The sequence below is a fragment of the Pseudomonas laurylsulfativorans genome (genome assembly GCF_002906155.1).
Classification (GTDB): Bacteria; Pseudomonadota; Gammaproteobacteria; order Pseudomonadales; family Pseudomonadaceae; genus Aquipseudomonas; species Aquipseudomonas laurylsulfativorans.
The window spans coordinates 102,810-119,459 of record NZ_MUJK01000003.1 but is presented as its reverse complement, the minus strand read 5'-3'; the positions used below and the strand labels follow the sequence as shown (position 1 = coordinate 119,459).

Annotated in this window: 17 protein-coding genes and 1 pseudogene; 8 read left to right on the top strand and 10 right to left on the bottom strand. The window is 61.8% G+C overall.

What is annotated here, in order from left to right:
* Positions 1-92 precede the first annotated feature (92 nt).
* From B0D71_RS10860 to B0D71_RS10835, 5 genes are all read left to right on the top strand, one after another.
* A complete protein-coding gene (locus B0D71_RS10860; RefSeq protein WP_103394777.1) occupies positions 93-1,373 on the top strand; it encodes a glycerate kinase type-2 family protein in 1,281 nt (426 codons plus the stop codon).
* Positions 1,363-2,778, top strand: coding sequence for a pyruvate kinase (gene pyk / locus B0D71_RS10855; RefSeq protein ID WP_103394776.1), 1,416 nt, complete (start codon positions 1,363-1,365; stop codon positions 2,776-2,778). The genes B0D71_RS10860 and pyk overlap by 11 nt, the downstream gene beginning before the upstream one ends.
* Positions 2,779-2,967: 189 nt before the next feature.
* The gene (locus B0D71_RS10845; RefSeq protein WP_103394775.1) at positions 2,968-3,882 is read left to right on the top strand and encodes an urea transporter; all 915 of its coding nucleotides are present in this window, start codon (positions 2,968-2,970) and stop codon (positions 3,880-3,882) included.
* Between the two features lie 21 nt (positions 3,883-3,903).
* Positions 3,904-4,728 (top strand): ion transporter, encoded by an 825-nt coding sequence (locus tag B0D71_RS10840; RefSeq protein WP_103394774.1) that lies wholly within the window; start codon positions 3,904-3,906, stop codon positions 4,726-4,728.
* 93 nt (positions 4,729-4,821) lie between these two features.
* On the top strand, positions 4,822-5,820 hold the full coding sequence (locus B0D71_RS10835; RefSeq protein WP_103394773.1) for a sulfate ABC transporter substrate-binding protein: 999 nt from the start codon (positions 4,822-4,824) through the stop codon (positions 5,818-5,820).
* A gap of 183 nt (positions 5,821-6,003) precedes the next feature.
* Here the strand turns inward: B0D71_RS10835 and B0D71_RS10830 are convergent, their stop codons facing one another.
* Both B0D71_RS10830 and B0D71_RS10825 read right to left on the bottom strand, forming a co-directional pair.
* Positions 6,004-6,447: a hypothetical protein gene (locus tag B0D71_RS10830; protein ID WP_103394772.1), complete on the bottom strand. Its 444-nt coding sequence runs from the start codon at positions 6,445-6,447 to the stop codon at positions 6,004-6,006.
* Between the two features lie 112 nt (positions 6,448-6,559).
* A pseudogene (locus B0D71_RS10825) lies at positions 6,560-6,886 on the bottom strand (hypothetical protein); the annotation flags it as partial.
* Positions 6,887-7,121: 235 nt separating this feature from the next.
* On the opposite strand from B0D71_RS10825, the gene B0D71_RS10820 reads away from it, so the two are divergent.
* Complete coding sequence (locus tag B0D71_RS10820; RefSeq protein WP_103394771.1) at positions 7,122-8,327, top strand: MFS transporter; 1,206 nt, start codon at positions 7,122-7,124, stop codon at positions 8,325-8,327.
* Positions 8,328-8,431: 104 nt separating this feature from the next.
* Here B0D71_RS10820 and B0D71_RS10815 read toward each other — a convergent pair whose 3' ends face one another.
* Together B0D71_RS10815 and B0D71_RS10810 are read right to left on the bottom strand one after the other, a co-directional pair.
* On the bottom strand, positions 8,432-8,836 hold the full coding sequence (locus B0D71_RS10815; protein WP_103394770.1) for a type II toxin-antitoxin system HicB family antitoxin: 405 nt from the start codon (positions 8,834-8,836) through the stop codon (positions 8,432-8,434).
* Entirely contained in the window at positions 8,836-8,997 is a 162-nt protein-coding gene (locus B0D71_RS10810) for a type II toxin-antitoxin system HicA family toxin (RefSeq protein ID WP_103394769.1), read from the bottom strand. The genes B0D71_RS10815 and B0D71_RS10810 overlap by 1 nt, the downstream gene beginning before the upstream one ends.
* 243 nt (positions 8,998-9,240) lie before the next feature.
* Here B0D71_RS10810 and B0D71_RS10805 point away from each other — a divergent pair, with 243 nt between their 5' ends.
* Positions 9,241-9,960 (top strand): SDR family oxidoreductase, encoded by a 720-nt coding sequence (locus tag B0D71_RS10805; RefSeq protein WP_103394768.1) that lies wholly within the window; start codon positions 9,241-9,243, stop codon positions 9,958-9,960.
* A gap of 153 nt (positions 9,961-10,113) precedes the next feature.
* On the top strand, positions 10,114-11,001 hold the full coding sequence (locus tag B0D71_RS10800) for a LysR family transcriptional regulator (RefSeq protein ID WP_103394767.1): 888 nt from the start codon (positions 10,114-10,116) through the stop codon (positions 10,999-11,001).
* Positions 11,002-11,068: 67 nt separating this feature from the next.
* On the opposite strand, the gene phnN is transcribed toward B0D71_RS10800, so the two are convergent.
* The 6 genes from phnN to B0D71_RS10770 form a co-directional block, all read right to left on the bottom strand.
* Entirely contained in the window at positions 11,069-11,662 is a 594-nt protein-coding gene (gene phnN, locus B0D71_RS10795) for a phosphonate metabolism protein/1,5-bisphosphokinase (PRPP-forming) PhnN (RefSeq protein ID WP_103395256.1), read from the bottom strand.
* A 376-nt stretch (positions 11,663-12,038) separates the two neighbouring features.
* Entirely contained in the window at positions 12,039-12,446 is a 408-nt protein-coding gene (locus tag B0D71_RS10790; protein ID WP_103394766.1) for a hypothetical protein, read from the bottom strand.
* A gap of 15 nt (positions 12,447-12,461) precedes the next feature.
* Positions 12,462-13,664 (bottom strand): c-type cytochrome biogenesis protein CcmI, encoded by a 1,203-nt coding sequence (gene ccmI / locus B0D71_RS10785; protein ID WP_103394765.1) that lies wholly within the window; start codon positions 13,662-13,664, stop codon positions 12,462-12,464.
* Positions 13,657-14,130 carry a cytochrome c-type biogenesis protein gene (locus B0D71_RS10780; RefSeq protein WP_103394764.1) on the bottom strand — a complete coding sequence of 158 codons (474 nt, stop codon included), beginning with the start codon at positions 14,128-14,130 and terminating at the stop codon, positions 13,657-13,659. Before B0D71_RS10780 ends, ccmI begins: the two co-directional genes overlap by 8 nt.
* Complete coding sequence (locus tag B0D71_RS10775; protein ID WP_103394763.1) at positions 14,127-14,663, bottom strand: DsbE family thiol:disulfide interchange protein; 537 nt, start codon at positions 14,661-14,663, stop codon at positions 14,127-14,129. The genes B0D71_RS10780 and B0D71_RS10775 overlap by 4 nt, the downstream gene beginning before the upstream one ends.
* A complete protein-coding gene (locus B0D71_RS10770) occupies positions 14,660-16,648 on the bottom strand; it encodes a heme lyase CcmF/NrfE family subunit (protein ID WP_103394762.1) in 1,989 nt (662 codons plus the stop codon). The genes B0D71_RS10775 and B0D71_RS10770 overlap by 4 nt, the downstream gene beginning before the upstream one ends.
* Positions 16,649-16,650: the final 2 nt, after the last annotated feature.

Genomic DNA, 16,650 nt, shown 5'->3' with positions numbered 1-16,650 from the left:
ACTCAAACGGGGGCAAGCCCCCTCGCCACACAAGCCCGCTTCCACAGAAACCCGAATTGCCCTTCAAATAACAAGAATTCCGGGAGCCCGCCATGTCGGTCGATCCGCAACAATTGCTGCGCGAGCTGTTTGCCACAGCCATCGACGCGGCGCATCCGCAACAAGTTCTCGAAGCCCACCTGCCCGCCGATCGCAGCGGTCGCGTGATCGTCATCGGTGCCGGCAAAGCTGCTGCCGCCATGGCCCAGGTGGTCGAGCGCTGCTGGCAGGGTGAAGTATCCGGCCTGGTCGTGACCCGCTACGGTCACGGCGCCCCGTGCGAAAAAATCGAAGTGGTCGAAGCCGCGCATCCGGTGCCGGACGCCGCCGGCCTGGCCGTGGCCAAGCGTGTGCTGGAACTGGTCAGCGACCTCAGCGAAAACGACCGCGTGATCTTCCTGCTCTCCGGCGGCGGCTCTGCCCTGCTGGCACTGCCGGCCGAAGGCATCACCCTGGCCGACAAGCAGTCGATCAACAAAGCCCTGCTCAAGTCCGGCGCCACCATTGGCGAGATGAACTGCGTGCGCAAGCACCTCTCGGCGATCAAGGGCGGCCGCCTGGGCAAAGCCTGTTGGCCGGCCACCGTCTACACCTACGCGATTTCCGATGTACCGGGCGACCTCGCCACGGTCATTGCCTCCGGCCCTACCGTGGCCGACCCGAGCACCTCGGCCGAAGCCCTGGCGATCCTCAAGCGCTACGCCATCGAAGTTCCGGCCTCGGTGCGCACCTGGCTGCAAAGCCCCGAGTCGGAGACCGTCAAACCCGGCGATCCGAGCCTGGCCCGCAGTCATTTCCAGTTGATCGCCCGCCCGCAGCAATCCCTTGAAGCGGCGGCGGTGAAATGCCGTCAGGCCGGGTTCAGTCCGCTGATCCTCGGCGACCTGGAGGGCGAATCCCGCGAAGTGGCAAAAGTCCACGCCGGCATCGCACGACAAATCGTCCTGCACGGCCAGCCGCTGGCGGCACCCTGCGTGATTCTCTCGGGTGGCGAAACCACCGTGACCGTACGCGGCAATGGCCGTGGCGGGCGCAACGCCGAGTTCCTGCTCAGCCTGACCGACAGCCTCAAGGGCCTGCCCGGCGTCTACGCGCTGGCCGGCGACACCGATGGCATCGACGGCTCCGAAGACAACGCCGGCGCGATCATGACCCCGGACAGCTACGCCCGCGCCGCTGCGCTGGGTTTGAGCGCCAGCGACGAGTTGGACAACAACAATGGCTACGGCTACTTCGAGGCACTCGACGCGCTGATCGTCACCGAGCCGACCCGTACCAACGTCAACGACTTCCGCGCCATTCTGATCCTTGAGAGCACTAAACATGACGCCTGATAAAAAGGTCAAAATCCTCGCCACCCTGGGTCCTGCCATCGACGGCATCGACGACATCCGTGAGCTGGTGCTGGCCGGGGTCAATATCTTCCGCCTGAACTTCAGCCATGGCGATCACGCCGACCACGCCCAGCGTTTCCAGTGGATACGGGAAGTCGAGCGCCAGCTGAATTATCCATTGGGCATTCTGATGGACCTGCAAGGTCCGAAACTGCGGGTCGGCAAGTTTGCCGAAGGCAAGGTGCAACTGGTGCGCGGCCAGGCCTTGCGCCTGGACCTGGATGCCACGCCGGGCGATGAGCGCCGGGTCAACCTGCCGCATCCGGAAATCATCGCCGCGCTGGAACCCGGCATGGACCTGCTGTTGGACGACGGCAAATTGCGCCTGCGGGTAGTGACCAAGTACGCCGACGCCATTGACACCACCGTGCTCAATGGCGGCGAACTGTCGGACCGCAAAGGCGTGAACGTACCGCAAGCGGTGCTCGACCTGAGCCCGCTGACCGCCAAGGATCGCCGCGACCTGACCTTCGGCCTGGAACTCGGTGTGGACTGGGTGGCGCTGTCGTTCGTGCAACGTCCGGACGACATCCGCGAAGCCCGCAGCCTGATCGGTGACAAGGCGTTCCTGATGGCCAAGATCGAGAAGCCGTCGGCCGTTGAACAACTGCGCGAGATCGCCGAATTGAGCGACGCGATCATGGTCGCCCGTGGTGACCTGGGCGTGGAAGTGCCGGCCGAAAGCGTGCCGCAGATTCAGAAAAACATCATTAGCACCTGCCGTCAGCTCGGTAAACCGGTGGTGGTGGCGACGCAGATGCTGGAATCGATGCGCTTCTCACCGGCACCCACCCGCGCTGAAGTCACCGATGTCGCCAACGCGGTCGCCGAAGGTGCGGACGCGGTGATGCTGTCGGCGGAAACCGCGTCCGGCGAGTACCCGCTCGAAGCTGTGCAGATGATGAGCAAAATCATCCGCCAGGTGGAAAACGGTCCGGACTATCAGACCCAACTCGACGTCAGCCGGCCGAAGGCCGAGGCGACCGTTTCCGACGCGATCAGTTGCGCCATTCGCCGCATCAGCAACGTGCTGCCGGTGGCGGTGCTGGTCAACTACAGCGAGTCAGGCACGTCGAGCTTGCGGGCCGCGCGGGAGCGGCCGACCGTGCCGATCCTCAACCTGACACCGAACCTGCAAACCGCCCGTCGCCTGACCGTGGCCTGGGGCGTGCACTCGGTGGTCAACGATCGCCTGCGCCAGGTTGACGAAGTCTGCTCCACAGCGCTGGAGATCGCCCAGGCCCAGGGCATGGCGCAGCGTGGCGACACCTTATTGATCACCGCCGGTGTGCCCTTTGGGCAGCCGGGATCGACTAACTCTTTGCGTATTGAAACGCTGATTTAAAGAACCGCTTTTGTGGCGAGGGGGCTTGCCCCCGTTCGACTGCGTAGCAGTCGTCTTTCGGCATGACGGGTTCCACAGAGAAACCGCATTCACCGGATTTGGGGCCGCTTCGCGACCCAACGGGGGCAAGCCCTCTCGCCACAGACTTTTGCAAGACCATGGCTTTTCCTACTGCCCCCAGACCTCATCATGCCTGCCAACCATTTCAACACCCACTGCCCCGACTGGGCCGAAGCGATGCTCAACGGCTTCAGCCAGATCTTTCTCCAGCGCAATCCGCTGTGCGGCCTGCTGTGCCTGTCGGCCATTTTGTTCACCGCGCCCGCCCTGCTCGGCGGCGCCTTGCTCGGCGGTGTCGCCGGGCTGCTCACCGCGCAACGCCGCAACTATGCCAAGGCTGATCGTCAGGCCGGGCTATACAGCTACAACGGCGTGCTGCTCGGTCTGTTGCTGAGCCTGTATTTCCCCTGGTCGGCGATGATGCCGCCGCTGATTCTGGCCGCCGGTGGCCTGAGCGCGATGATCACCCAGCAGTGGCTCAAGCGCGTCCGGTTCAGCCAATGCCTGCCCGCCTACACCGCCCCCTTCGTTGGACTGGGCTGGTTGCTGCTGTGCTTCGCCACGCCCTCGACAGAGGCGCACTTGATCGAAGTCAGCACGCTGAACATGCTGGCCGCGCCACTCAAAGGTATTGGTCAGGTGATGTTCCTGGGGCATCCACTGGCCGGTGCGATGATTGCCGCCGGTTTGCTGATCGCCGATCGCCGCGCCTTCTGCTGGGCAATGCTGGCGTCTGTCGCGGGCATGGGCTGGAGCCTGCTGCACCATGACTTCTACACCGCATTGCTCGGCCTCGGTGGCTATAACGCCGTACTCGCCGCCCTCGCCTTCAGCTCGCAGCGTCGCCAACCGTGGCTGCCGCTGGTTGGCATCGGCCTGGCGCTGTTGCTGACGCCTGTGTTTGCCGCCATCGGCCTGCCCACGCTGACCGCACCGTTCATTCTTGCCGGCTGGCTGATCCGCTGCGCTGTGCAAATGCTCGGCAAGGCCACGGTCGAAAGCGCGCCTTGCGCTACCGGGGAGAATCAACCTAGGCTGCGCTGATCATTGAGTCAGGCGTTATCCATGGACAGCAGCAAACACTGGCGTGAAGACCTTTACGTCATGATTTTCCAGACCGACACCCAGGCGGGTCGGCGCTTCGACGGCATCCTGCTGTTGATCATCCTCGCCAGCCTGGTGATCGTGATGCTCGACAGCATCGACAGCATTCACCGCAACTACGCCGATGTACTCGCCTATATCGAGTGGGGTTTCACGGTGATCTTCCTCGGCGAGTACATCCTGCGCCTGTATTGCTCGCCCAAGCCCCTGCGCTACGCCTTCAGTTTCTATGGGCTGGTGGACCTGCTGGCCATCGTGCCCGGCATCCTCGCGCTGTATTACGCCGATGCGCAGTACCTGCTGATCATCCGCATCATCCGGATGCTGCGGATTTTCCGCGTACTCAAGCTCAGCCCGTACCTCAAGCAAGCCAATTACCTGATGTCGGCGCTGCGCGGCAGCAAGCAGAAGATCGTGGTATTCCTGGTCAGTGTCTGCACTCTGGTGACGGTGTTCGGCACGCTGATGTATGTGATCGAAGGCCCGGAACACGGTTTCACCAGCATTCCCAAAGGCATTTATTGGGCGATCGTGACCCTGACCACCGTAGGCTTCGGCGACATCGTTCCGAAAACGCCGCTGGGCCAGGTGATTTCGTCGCTGGTGATGATCACCGGTTACTCGATCATCGCCGTGCCAACCGGCATTTTCACCGCTGAACTGGCCAACGCCATGCGCGGCGATCAACTTCAACACGACTGCCCGGTGTGCAAGAAAAACAGTCACGAACACGGCGCCGCGTTCTGCTCCCGTTGCGGCAATGCACTGTTCAAAAAACTGGAATAAGCAAAGAGCTTTTTAATCTTTAAGGGACTATGCGAGCCCAGTTATAGTCGCTGGCAAAATGCCCCATCTTTTAAATAGAACAAGGATTGCGCAGTGAAAAAACTCTTTGGCGCCTCTCTTCTGGCCGCTGGCCTGGCACTGACCAGCGTGGCTCAAGCCGCACCGACCCTGCTCAACGTTTCCTACGACGTGATGCGCGACTTCTACAAGGACTACAACACTGCGTTCCAGAAACACTGGCAAGCCGAGCGCAACGAAAACATCACTCTGCAAATGTCCTTCGGCGGCTCCAGCAAACAGGCGCGCTCGGTGATCGACGGCCTGCCGGCCGATGTCATCACCATGAACATGGCCACCGACATCAACGCCCTGGCAGACAACGGCAAACTGGTGCCGGACAACTGGGTCACACGCCTGCCGAACAACAGCGCGCCATTCACCTCGGCCACCGTATTCATCGTGCGCAAAGGCAACCCGAAAGCCCTGAAAGACTGGCCGGACCTGCTCAAGGACGGCGTTCAGGTCATCGTCCCGAACCCGAAAACCTCTGGTAACGGCCGCTACACCTACCTCTCGGCCTGGGGCTACGTGCTGAAAAACGGCGGTGACGAGAACAAGGCCAAAGACTTCGTCGGCAAGCTGTTCAAGCAAGCGCCGGTACTCGACACCGGTGGTCGTGCCGCCACCACCACCTTCATGACCAACCAGATCGGCGACGTGCTGGTGACCTTCGAGAACGAAGCAGAAATGATCGCCCGCGAGTTCGGCCGTGATCAGTTCGAAGTCATCTACCCAAGCGTTTCCGCCGAAGCCGAACCACCGGTATCGGTGGTCGACAAGACCGTCGACAAGAAAGGCACCCGCGCCGCCGCCGAGGAATACCTGAAGTACCTGTGGTCGCCGGAAGGTCAGGAGATTGCTGCGGCGAACTACCTGCGCCCGCGTGACCCGGCCGTGCTGGCCAAGTACACCGACCGCTTCCCGAAAGTGGACTTCCTGTCGGTCGAGAAGACCTTCGGTGACTGGCGCACCGTACAGAAGACCCACTTCAATGATGGCGGGGTTTTCGATCAGATCTACAGCGGTCAGTAATGACTGGGCGGTAACGAAAAAGGCGACCTGCGGAGGTCGCCTTTTTTATGGGTACAACACCTATCCATTGTAGGAGCGAGCTTGCTCGCGAAAATCGTCAACGATAACGCGTAAGCCCAGATGACCAGCGGCGCTCTTGATTTTTTCGCGAGCAAGCTCGCGCCTACAGGGATCGGTAGTTGTTCAGCTCAAGTTGCCGCAGAAAATGGCCTGGTGACCGTCAGCCGGGCTTTCACGCACCACCAAGGCGTAGCCACCGGCTCGCAGGGTCTCGACGGCGACTGGTGCGCTCTTCCAGAAGTACTGGTGCGAGGCCGCAGAATAGAACCGCGCATTGGGTCCGTCGTTCATGTCATAGGCCGGTTTCGCACCCAGGTTCTCGCAGCTGCCCGGATAGATGTAAGCCATCAAGCGCCCCGGCAGCGCGCTGCCCATGGGCTCGCCACTGACTGCAAACCAGAACACGGTGTCCTGCCCGCTGGGCATCATGATCGGCCGGCCAATATTCCCGGCATTGATCGAGGTGCCATTCAGGGGAACGTTGGTGACTTGGCTGTCAGGCACTGTCGAACAGCCACAGAGCCCGCCGATCGCTACGACTAACGCCAGCGAAGATACGACTTTCATCGTGATACTCCCGCTTGTAAGGACACATTGAAGTGATCCCCCCTGTAGATTCTAGCTGTCGGGGCCATACGGGTTTTTCTTCGGATGGCCGGTTGCCACTCGCTGGCTACATCGGCGGGAAAACGTGGACCTCCAAGGCCTTGAGGGAGCCATCCTCCTGAGGAATAGCCGCTGAGCCGATGTAGCTGCAGGGCTTGATGTCTTCGATGTTGGCCAGGGTCACGGCGCGGACCTTGGTGTCATTGGTCAGATGGATCACCACGTTGTCGCCGCTGTTGGCATGGACTTTCAAAACGTCCGGGCTGACGCCCGTAATCTCGCCACGCACACCAATGCGCGTGCCCGGTGCATCCTCGGCCTGAGCCAGGCCAGCGCTGAAGACGCTGAGCAAGGTGGCGACTGAAACCCAGCGAATCAGCTGACGAAACTTCACCTTCATGGAGCGGCCCTCCGGTTTTGACACATGGAGAGAGAACATAAGCACGCTATCGAAGCAGATGTAAGTGAATGTATCATTCACCCTTGATGTTCTGACGCAAGGCAGTTCGGCGGACGACGCACGCGTCCGCCAGTCATTCCGCAATGGAATGAGTGCTATCACTCCAATCCCGCTTCCGCCGATTCAGTCAGCCCATTAGCCTGCGCGCATTCCTTTCCGTACAACGAGACCCGTTATGAACCCAGCGACCCAGGTGCCCCACGGCACCGCGACAATGACCCGAGGCATGGTGCTGCTGTTCGCCTTCTGCTGTGGCGCCATTGTCGCCAACATCTACTACGCCCAGCCGATCATCGGCCTGATCGCCCCCGACATTGGCCTGACCAACACCATGGCCAGCCTGATCGTGTCCCTGACCCAGATCGGCTATGCGCTGGGGCTGTTCTTCCTGGTGCCGCTGGGGGATCTGCTGGAAAACCGCCGGTTGATGATCATCACCACGCTGGTGGCAATCGCCAGCCTGCTGGGTGCGGCGTTTACCGATCAGCCGAACGTGTTTTTGCTGATTTCGCTGTTGGTGGGATTCAGTTCGGTTTCGGTGCAGATCCTGATTCCACTGGCCGCGCACCTGGCGCCGGAAGAGACCCGTGGCCGCGTGGTGGGCGGGATCATGGGCGGTTTGTTGCTCGGCATTCTGCTGGCCCGGCCGGTGTCCAGCGTGGTGGCCGACCACTTCGGCTGGCGGGCGATGTTCATGATTGCCGCCGTGTTGATGGCGGCCATCAGCATCGTGCTGGCCGTGACCATTCCCAAGCGTGAGCCTGATCACAGTGCTTCCTACGGCCAGTTGCTGGGTTCGCTGTGGACGCTATTGCGCAAACAACCGGTGCTGCGTCAGCGGGCGTTTTACCAGGGTTGCATGTTTGCCACCTTCAGCCTGTTCTGGACCGCCGTGCCGCTGGAACTGGCGCGCAATCACGGTTTATCGCAAAGTGAGATCGCGATCTTCGCGCTGGTGGGCGCGATCGGCGCCATTGCCGCGCCCATTGCCGGTCGCCTGGCCGATGCGGGTCACACCCGCATCGCGTCCTTGCTGGCGCTGCTGTTCGCCAGCCTGAGTTTCCTGCCGGCGTTTATCCATCCCGCGTACAGCGTCATCGGCCTGGCCATCACCGGCGTGGTGCTCGACTTCTGCGTGCAGATGAACATGGTCCTCGGCCAGCGTGCGGTGTACGCCCTCGACGGCAAAAGCCGCAGCCGCCTGAATGCGCTGTACATGACCAGCATCTTCATCGGCGGCGCCTTCGGCTCTTCGGTGGCCAGCGCTGTGTACGAACACGGCGGCTGGTTGTGGATCGTGATCGTCGGCAGCGCATTTCCGCTGCTGGCGTTGCTGCGGTTCCTGAGTGTTTCGCAGAAGGCTTCGTTGGCGACAGCGTAAGTTTTAAAGCATCGTCGGATCGCCGCCCGGGAGCAGGCTCGCTCACAGGTTACTTGCAAACCTTGTGTGCGAGCCTGCGCGCGAAAGCCTCTGGCGCCTCCTGTTTATTGCCGAACCAGCTTCTCCATCGCCGCATCCGCCAGAAAGGAGGAGCGGCTTTTGACATTGTGCTCGCGCACATAGCGATCGATGCGCTGGATCACATAGCCGGGCAGCGTGACGTTGACCTTCTCGGTCTTGCCCATGTATGGCGAGATGTCCAGGTCCAGCATGCCCCAGCCCATGTCGGCGAATTCCGGATTGCCGCGGTGCAATGCCGCCGAAGTCGGCATCGGAATCGTATCGCCGTCCGCCGCCATCTCCTGCAACATGATGTGGGCAATTTCGACGGCTGCGTTGTAAGCCTCTTCAAAGGTATCCCCGGCGGTCACCGCGCCTGGAATATCGGGGATCTGGATACCGATGGCGGTGTTCTCGTCGCCCCATTCGATACAAATTGGATATTGCATTATGGATCTCCTATGTAACTGGCTGGCGGGCAGTAAAGCCCGGCTCGCCGCCTGATGCTCTTGACCGTCCCGATCGGTAAATCCTTTTGATGACTGCCAGTGACCCGGTCCAGGGTCCAACCCGCTTCCACCAACTCCTTGATCAATAGCCTGCTCTGCACCACCAGCCTCCTTGCTTGGCAAAAACAAAAAATAACCCTAGAGTTATCTTTACTCAAGCATACAATCCCGGAGCGCGACGCTTGGTTGTTTTACAGAGTGTGATGTAAGGCCCTGATGAAAGCCCTTTCATTCCCGATTACACTCAGCGCCCAGAGCCTGAAGCGATGCTGGATGCGATTCGCGGCTGACCCGTTCAGTCCAAGTGCCGCCCGGCCGGCGGTATGCCCTCACAAGGAGTTGTCATGACCCGACGTACCTTTCTCATCACCGGCGCCAGCAAGGGCATTGGCCGGGCGGTGGCCGAGCATCTGGACCGGGCCGGTCATCGCGTGGTGGGCATTGCCCGCAAGCCCGACCTGACATTCCCCGGCATTCTGTTTCCGCTGGACCTGAGCGACCGGACACTGGCCAGGGAAGTACTGGAGGACCTGGCCCAAACGTACGAGTTCGACGGATTGGTGAACAACGTCGGCCTGGTGCGCCCGCAAGCGCTCGGGGAAATCGATCTGGATACCTTCGACGACGTCATGCGGGTCAATCTGCATTCGGCCTTGCAGGCCACCCAAGCGCTGTTGCCGAACATGCGCGCCAAGGGTTGGGGCCGGGTAGTGAACATTTCCAGCCTGACGGTGCTCGGGATTGCCCAGCGCACGGCTTATGCGGCGGCCAAGGCGGCGCTGGTCAGCTTCACCCGCTCGTGGGCGCTGGAACTGGCGCAAAGCGGTGTCACTGTGAATGCGGTGGCGCCGGGACCGACCGAAACCGAACTGTTCCGCGCCAACAACCCGCCGGGCAGTGAAGGTGAAGCGCGGTATCTGGCCAGCGTGCCAATGGGGCGCCTGGGGCAGCCCCAGGAAATTGCCTCGGCGATTACGTTTCTGCTGTCGGAGCAGAGCGGGTTCATCACCGGGCAAACACTGTTTGTCGATGGCGGTGCGTCAGTGGGTAAAGCGGCATTCTGACTGTCGCCACCTATCCCTTGTGGGAGCGAGCCTGCTCGCGATGGCGGCATGACAAACAGCATCAATGTTGAATGTTAGACCGCTATCGCGAGCAGGCTCGCTCCCACAGGGGGCTTCCGTTAACCTCCGGTTTTTTTGCACAAGGACCTGCCAATGGACCGCCTCGGCGCAATGGAAACCTTCGTCTGTGTGGTGGAAACCGGCTCGTTTTCCGCAGCGGCCCGGCGCCTGAACATCGGCCAGCCGGCCGTGTCGAAAACCATCGCGCAACTCGAATCGCGGTTGGCGGTACGCCTGTTGCTGCGCTCGACCCGGGGCCTGACGCCCACCGAGGCCGGGCTGGCCTTTTTCGAACGGGCCAGGCGCGCCATCGAAGAAGCCGACGAGGCCGATAACGCCGCGCGCGGTACCGCCGGCGGGCTGAGCGGCAACCTGCGCATCTGCGCGGCGGTCACCTTCGGTCGGCTGCACATCGTTCCGCACCTGGGGCCTTTCCTTGAGCAAAACCCGGAACTGAACATCGACCTGATGCTCGATGATCGCAACGTCAATCTGGTGGAAGAAGGCGTCGACATCGCCCTGCGCATGGGCGTGCTGAGCGACTCGGGGCTGACCGCCCGCAAGATCGCCGAATGCCGGCGCATGGTGCTGGGCACACCGGCGTACTTCGCAAAACACGGCGAGCCCACCTGCCCCGCCGACCTGTGCAGGCATCAGGCGATCGTCTACTCCCTCGGTGGTGGCTCAAACTGGCAATTCAACAAGGCCGGCGAAGAGCAATCGGTGATCATCAGCGGCCGGATCCGCGTCAACGCCGCCGAGGGTTTGCGTGAAGCCGTGCTGGCCCACCAAGGGCTGACCATGGCATCCGAATGGATGTTCGCGCCGGAACTGGCCGACGGTTCAGTCCGGGAAGTGATGAAGGACTGGACACTGCCGAACCTGGACCTGTGGGCTGTTTTCCCCACTGGGAGAATGGCCAGTGCCAAGGCTCGGGTGTTTGTGGAGTATGTGCAGGGGTTGCTGGCCAGGAAGGCCTGACAGGCCGCTAAATCAAGGTCAAAAGACCGTAGGCTGCGCCAATTCCTGCAGTGACCGAGCATGAACGTCATTGCTCGTATTCGTTCCCGCCAGCGTCAAACGCAGGGACTTGCACGTCAATGCAGGCCAGCAAACGCTGGACCGTATGCTCAAGCGCCCCGGAGTTGTCGAGCAGGAGCACGGCCGGGTCTTGCGCCAGCAGTTGCTCGTTGAATCGGGCATTGCGTGCCAAACGCTGATCGATCTCGATCAGCGACTCACGCCCGCGCGCCAGCAGTCGTTGACGCAACACAGCCTGGTCCACGGTCAACAACAGGACCAACACATTCGGATAGCGCAGGCGCGTATTCTGCAAATGCCCCCGGGAGCCATTGATCAGTACGTCGTGCCCGGCGGCCAGCCAATCGTCAATTTCCCGCGGGATGCCGTAGGACAACCCGTTGGCGTGCCAGCTCAGGGCAAACGCGCCCAGGGCCTGCATATCGGCGAACTGCTGCGCACTGACGCCCAGCGCCGCTTCGCCCACGGCTTCGGCCGATCGCGTGATGACCCGCCGCACGATGCGGCAGCCCCGTTCGGCCAACCTCGTTCGCGCGGCATCCAATAGGCTGTCCTTGCCCGAACCTGAAGGTCCGATGAGATAGATCAACCTGCCCGCCACCAGACCACCCTCTTCACGTGTCGCCATTCTTGCTGGACCACCGGGTAATCGTCGCCAACCTCCGGCAGTCGGATCTGCGCCGGCCACGTTACCCGAGTACGATCCGCCGCGCACGATGTTCGGTGCGGCTCCACTGACAAAATCGTGGATACAACACCGACTGCCGGTGAGAAAAACATCATCCTGTGGGAGCGAGCCTGCTCGCGATAGCAGTGAGACAGCCAGCATTGAGGGTGACTGACACTCAGTCATCGCGAGCCATCGAGCGTCGACCGGATGCTCCTACAGGGTTTTGTGTTGAGCTCGCTTAACATGGGCTCCACCGCGGAAATTTCAACGGCCACAAAAAAGGCAACCCAACGGTCACCTTTTTGCCTTACTGCCCGAATTGCCGCCCCAGGCCACCCGGCACACCGTGGATATCCGTATCTTCCCACGGCCCGTTCGGACTGATCGACCGGCTCCAGCCGTTATCCCAGCGGTAATAGGTACGCTGGCGATAAAAGGTATTGGGCTGGTCATCCAGCACATACACCCCAAGCTTCTGGTCCCAATGGCTGTTACCCCCCGGTGGCGGCGCGAAGCTGGCTGAGGTGCGTGGCAACGGCTTGGAGGGCTTGGCCGGGATGGTCGGCTTGCTCGGCACAGGCGACGTCGATGGCGTCGGACGCGGCTGTGACGGCGGGAACGGTGGCGGTGCCTGATGTTCCGTTGGTTGCTGGACCGCACAAGCGCTTAACCCCATAACGACGCTGAGCAGGGTGATACGAGCGAATGCGGTCATGATTGCGTTTTCCTGTTATTTGTCCGGGCTGTCGATGATCAGTGTCTGCGGCGCGGTGGTGCTGCTGGCCAGGGGCTGGCTGCGACCGATCCACTCGCCGGCAGTCGGTTTGCCAGCACGGGAAATGCGCGCAACCAGTTGGACTTCAGGGAAGTTCGACAGTTTCAATTGCGGCATCATCGCGTCGGCATCACCCAGTTCGACAGTCACCGGCAGATCAGCCACGGTCATGCGCTTGACCGCCAGCGGGGCCGGAGGTCCGGAGATCGCACGGGCGAAGATGAACACGCTGTCACCCGGCTGGACCTTGCCTTTCAAATCCGCAGCCAGATCGACGCTGACCTTGAGCAACGCCGAGGCCTTGGCCGCCGGTGCTTGCGCAACCTTGCCGCCACTGGCCACCAGTTTCTCCGTAGCCCGGGTGATCCCGCCTTGCAACGCCTCGCGGGATTTGTCGTCTGGCGGCAACTGCGCCAACAGGCGATTCCAATAGTCGATGGCGTCCTGATAACGCTCGCCTTCAAACGCGGCGATGCCAAGCAGTCCGAGGCTGGTGACTTCTTTCGGATCAGCCTTGAGCGCTTCGTCGGTCAGGGCCTGGACCTTGTCCGACCACTTCTTACCATCAGCGAAATACTGAGCCTGGGCCCATTGACCGAGCAGCTCCGGCTGACGACCGGCCAGGTTCACCGTGCGTTCGAACATCTTCGCCGCGTCCGCCGGGCGATCCTGAGCCATATAGGTTCGGCCGAGGAAGTACATGCCTTCGGCGGAATCCGGTTGAGCGGCGACCACACGCTCCAGGCGCTGGGTCATCTCTTCCATCGACTTGGGTGCCTGGGAGAACTCACGGGTCAGTTCGACCTTGTCGCTGGCGCCGTAATGCATGTACAGCCCCAGGCCCAGCACCGGCACCAGAACGGCCGCCAGCAACGGCAAGGGCTTGCCCAGACGCGATACCCGCGGCGCTTCGACGCCCTCGGTGTCCGCCAGCAACTCTCGAGCGGCTTCGGCGCGACCGGCGTCCATTTGCGCCGCATCGAGCACGCCCTCTTCCTGCTGAGTCTGCAACTCAGCCACGCGCTCCTGATACAGCGCGACGTTGAGGGCGGTACGATCCTCTTCGCGCTGGGCGCGACGGCTGCGCAGAACCGGAATCAACAGAAAACTCAGGGCAACCAGAAGCAGCAGACCTGCAGCGAGCCAGAAATCAATCATTCTTGGTTTTATCCAACAGGTGGTCGAGGCGCGAGCGCTCCTCGGCAGACAGCGAGCCCGGGGTGTCGGCGCGTTGCACACGACGACGGCGGACAATCACCGCGATGATCACGACACCGCCCAGCAGCAGGCCGGCGGGGCCGAACCAGAGCAAGGCGGTCTTGGCGTTCAGGGCCGGTTTGTAGCGGACGAAATCACCGTAGCGATCAACCATGAAGTCGATGATCTGCTGGTTGTCCTTGCCCTCGCCGAGCATGCGGAAAATCTCTTTGCGCAGGTCGGCGGCAATCGGTGCGTTGGAATCGGCGATGTCCTGATTCTGGCACTTGGGGCAACGCAGCTCCTTGGTCAGCTCGCGAAAACGCTCGCGATCCCCTTCCTTGGCGAATTCGTAGGTGTCGATCGCGGCGTGGGCCACGCCCGCCAGGCTCAAGCCCAGAACAGCGGCAGCTATCCAGCGCTTCATGGCTTGGCCTCGTCGACCAGTGCCTGATACTTGGCCGCCAGTTTTTCGCGCCAGACCTGTTCGTCGATCACGCCGACAAACTTGTCGCGGATGATGCCCTTGGCGTCGATGAAAAAGGTTTCCGGTGCGCCGTACACGCCGAGGTTCAGGCCCAGCGAGCCTTCATCGTCACGAATGTCCAGCACATACGGATTGTGGAAGTCCGTCAGCCACTTCAAGGCATCGGCGTTGGTGTCTTTGTAGTTGATGCCGTAGATCACCACGCCCTGCTGGGCCAGCTTGTTCAACACCGGGTGCTCGACCCGGCAGGAAATGCACCAGGTGCCCCAGACGTTGACCAGTGCCGGTTTGCCCAGAATGTCAGCCTTGCTCAGCGTCTTGTCGCCCTGCACTGACGGCAGGGAAAACTCCGGGAACGGCTTGTTGATCATCGCCGAGGGCAACTCGGCCGGATCCAGGTACAACCCACGGTAAAGGAATACAGCGACCACCAGAAAAATCGCCAGTGGCAACAACATCAACCAACGCTTCATGCAGTGGCTCCCGACATGCCCAGTGCTTCACGCACGCGGCTTTTGACCTTGACCCGATACCGCCGATCCAGCGCCGCCAGCAAGCCGCCTGCACCTGTCAGCAAACCGCCGAACCAGATCCAGCGCACGAACGGCTTGACGTGCACGCGCACGGCCCAGGCACCACTACCCAGCGGTTCGCCGAGGGCAACGTAGATATCGCGAGTGAAACCGGCGTCGATGCCGGCTTCGGTCATCACCGAGTTCTGCACGGTGTACAGGCGTTTTTCCGGGTGCAGCACGCTGACTTCCTTGCCGTCACGGATCACCCGCACGGTGCCCTTGTCGGAGGTGAAGTTCGGGCCTTCGAAGTGTTTGGCGCCTTCGAAGATGAAGTGATAACCGGCCAGGTCCATGGACTCGCCTGGCGCCAGGCGCAGGTCGCGCTCGGCACTGTTCTGGCTCGACAGCACCACGCCCAGCGCACACACGGCAATGCCCAGGTGCGCGACCTGCATGCCCCAATAGCTGCGGGTCAGGGTCGGCAAGCCTTTGATCAGGCCTTTGTGGCGGGTCTTGTCGAAGATGTCACGCACACCGGCCAGCAACACCCACGCGGCAAGCATGAAGGTCGCCAGCACGGCCCAGTTGAAATCGCCATAGGCGACGCCAGCCACCACGGCCATGGCCGCACTGCCCAGCAGCACCGGGGTGAGCATGCTCACCAGCCATTTCACCGGGGTGTCTTTCCAGCGCACGATCACGCCGACCGCCATCACCACCATCAGCAACCCCATCAACGGAATGAACAGCGCGTTGAAGTACGGCGGGCCGACCGACAGCTTCGCGCCAGTCATGGCGTCCAGAATCAGCGGGTACAAGGTGCCGAGCAGGATCATCGACGCCGCCACCACCAGCACCAGGTTGTTGCCCAGCAGCAAGGTTTCCCGGGACCAGAGGTTGAAGCCAACCTGGCTCTTGACCACCGGTGCGCGCAGGGCGAACAGCGTCAATGAACCACCGACCACGAACAGCAGGAAAATCAGGATGAACACGCCGCGTTCTGGATCGGACGCAAAGGCGTGCACCGAGGTCAGCACGCCGGAACGCACGAGGAAGGTCCCCAGCAGGCTCAAGGAGAACGCGGCGATGGCCAGCAGCACGGTCCAGCTCTTGAACACGCCACGTTTTTCCGTGACCGCCAACGAGTGAATCAGTGCGGTGCCCACCAGCCATGGCATGAATGAAGCGTTTTCCACCGGGTCCCAGAACCACCAGCCGCCCCAGCCGAGTTCGTAGTACGCCCACCACGAGCCGAGGGTGATGCCGATACCGAGGAACGCCCAGGCCACGATGGTCCACGGACGCGACCAGCGCGCCCATGCGGCGTCCAGGCGACCGCCCATCAGCGCGGCGATAGCGAAGGCGAAGGCCACCGAGAAACCGACGTAACCCATGTACAGCATCGGCGGGTGCACGATCAGGCCGATGTCTTGCAGCAGCGGGTTGAGGTCGGCACCGTCGCTGGGCATTTGCGGCAGGATGCGCTTGAACGGGTTGGAGGTCATGATCAGGAACAGCAGGAAACCGGTGCTGATCATGCCCATCACCGCCAGCACGCGGGCCAGCATGACCTGCGGCAACTGCCGGGAAAACACCGACACTGCGAAAGTCCAGCCGCCGAGGATCAAGGCCCACAACAGCAAGGAGCCTTCGTGGGCACCCCACACCGCGCTGAACTTGTAGTACCACGGCAAGGCGCTATTGGAGTTGTTGGCCACATAGGCCACTGAGAAGTCATCGACCATGAAGGCATAGGTCAGGCAACCGAAGGCAAACGCCAAAAAGGTGAACTGACCCCACGCGGCCGGCTGGGCCAGGCTCATCCACAGGCGGTCACCGCGCCAGGCACCGAGCAATGGCACCACGGCCTGGGCCAGGGCGAAGCACAGGGCCAGGATCATCGCCAGATGACCCAGTTCGGGAATAAAGATGCCGGATGTCATGG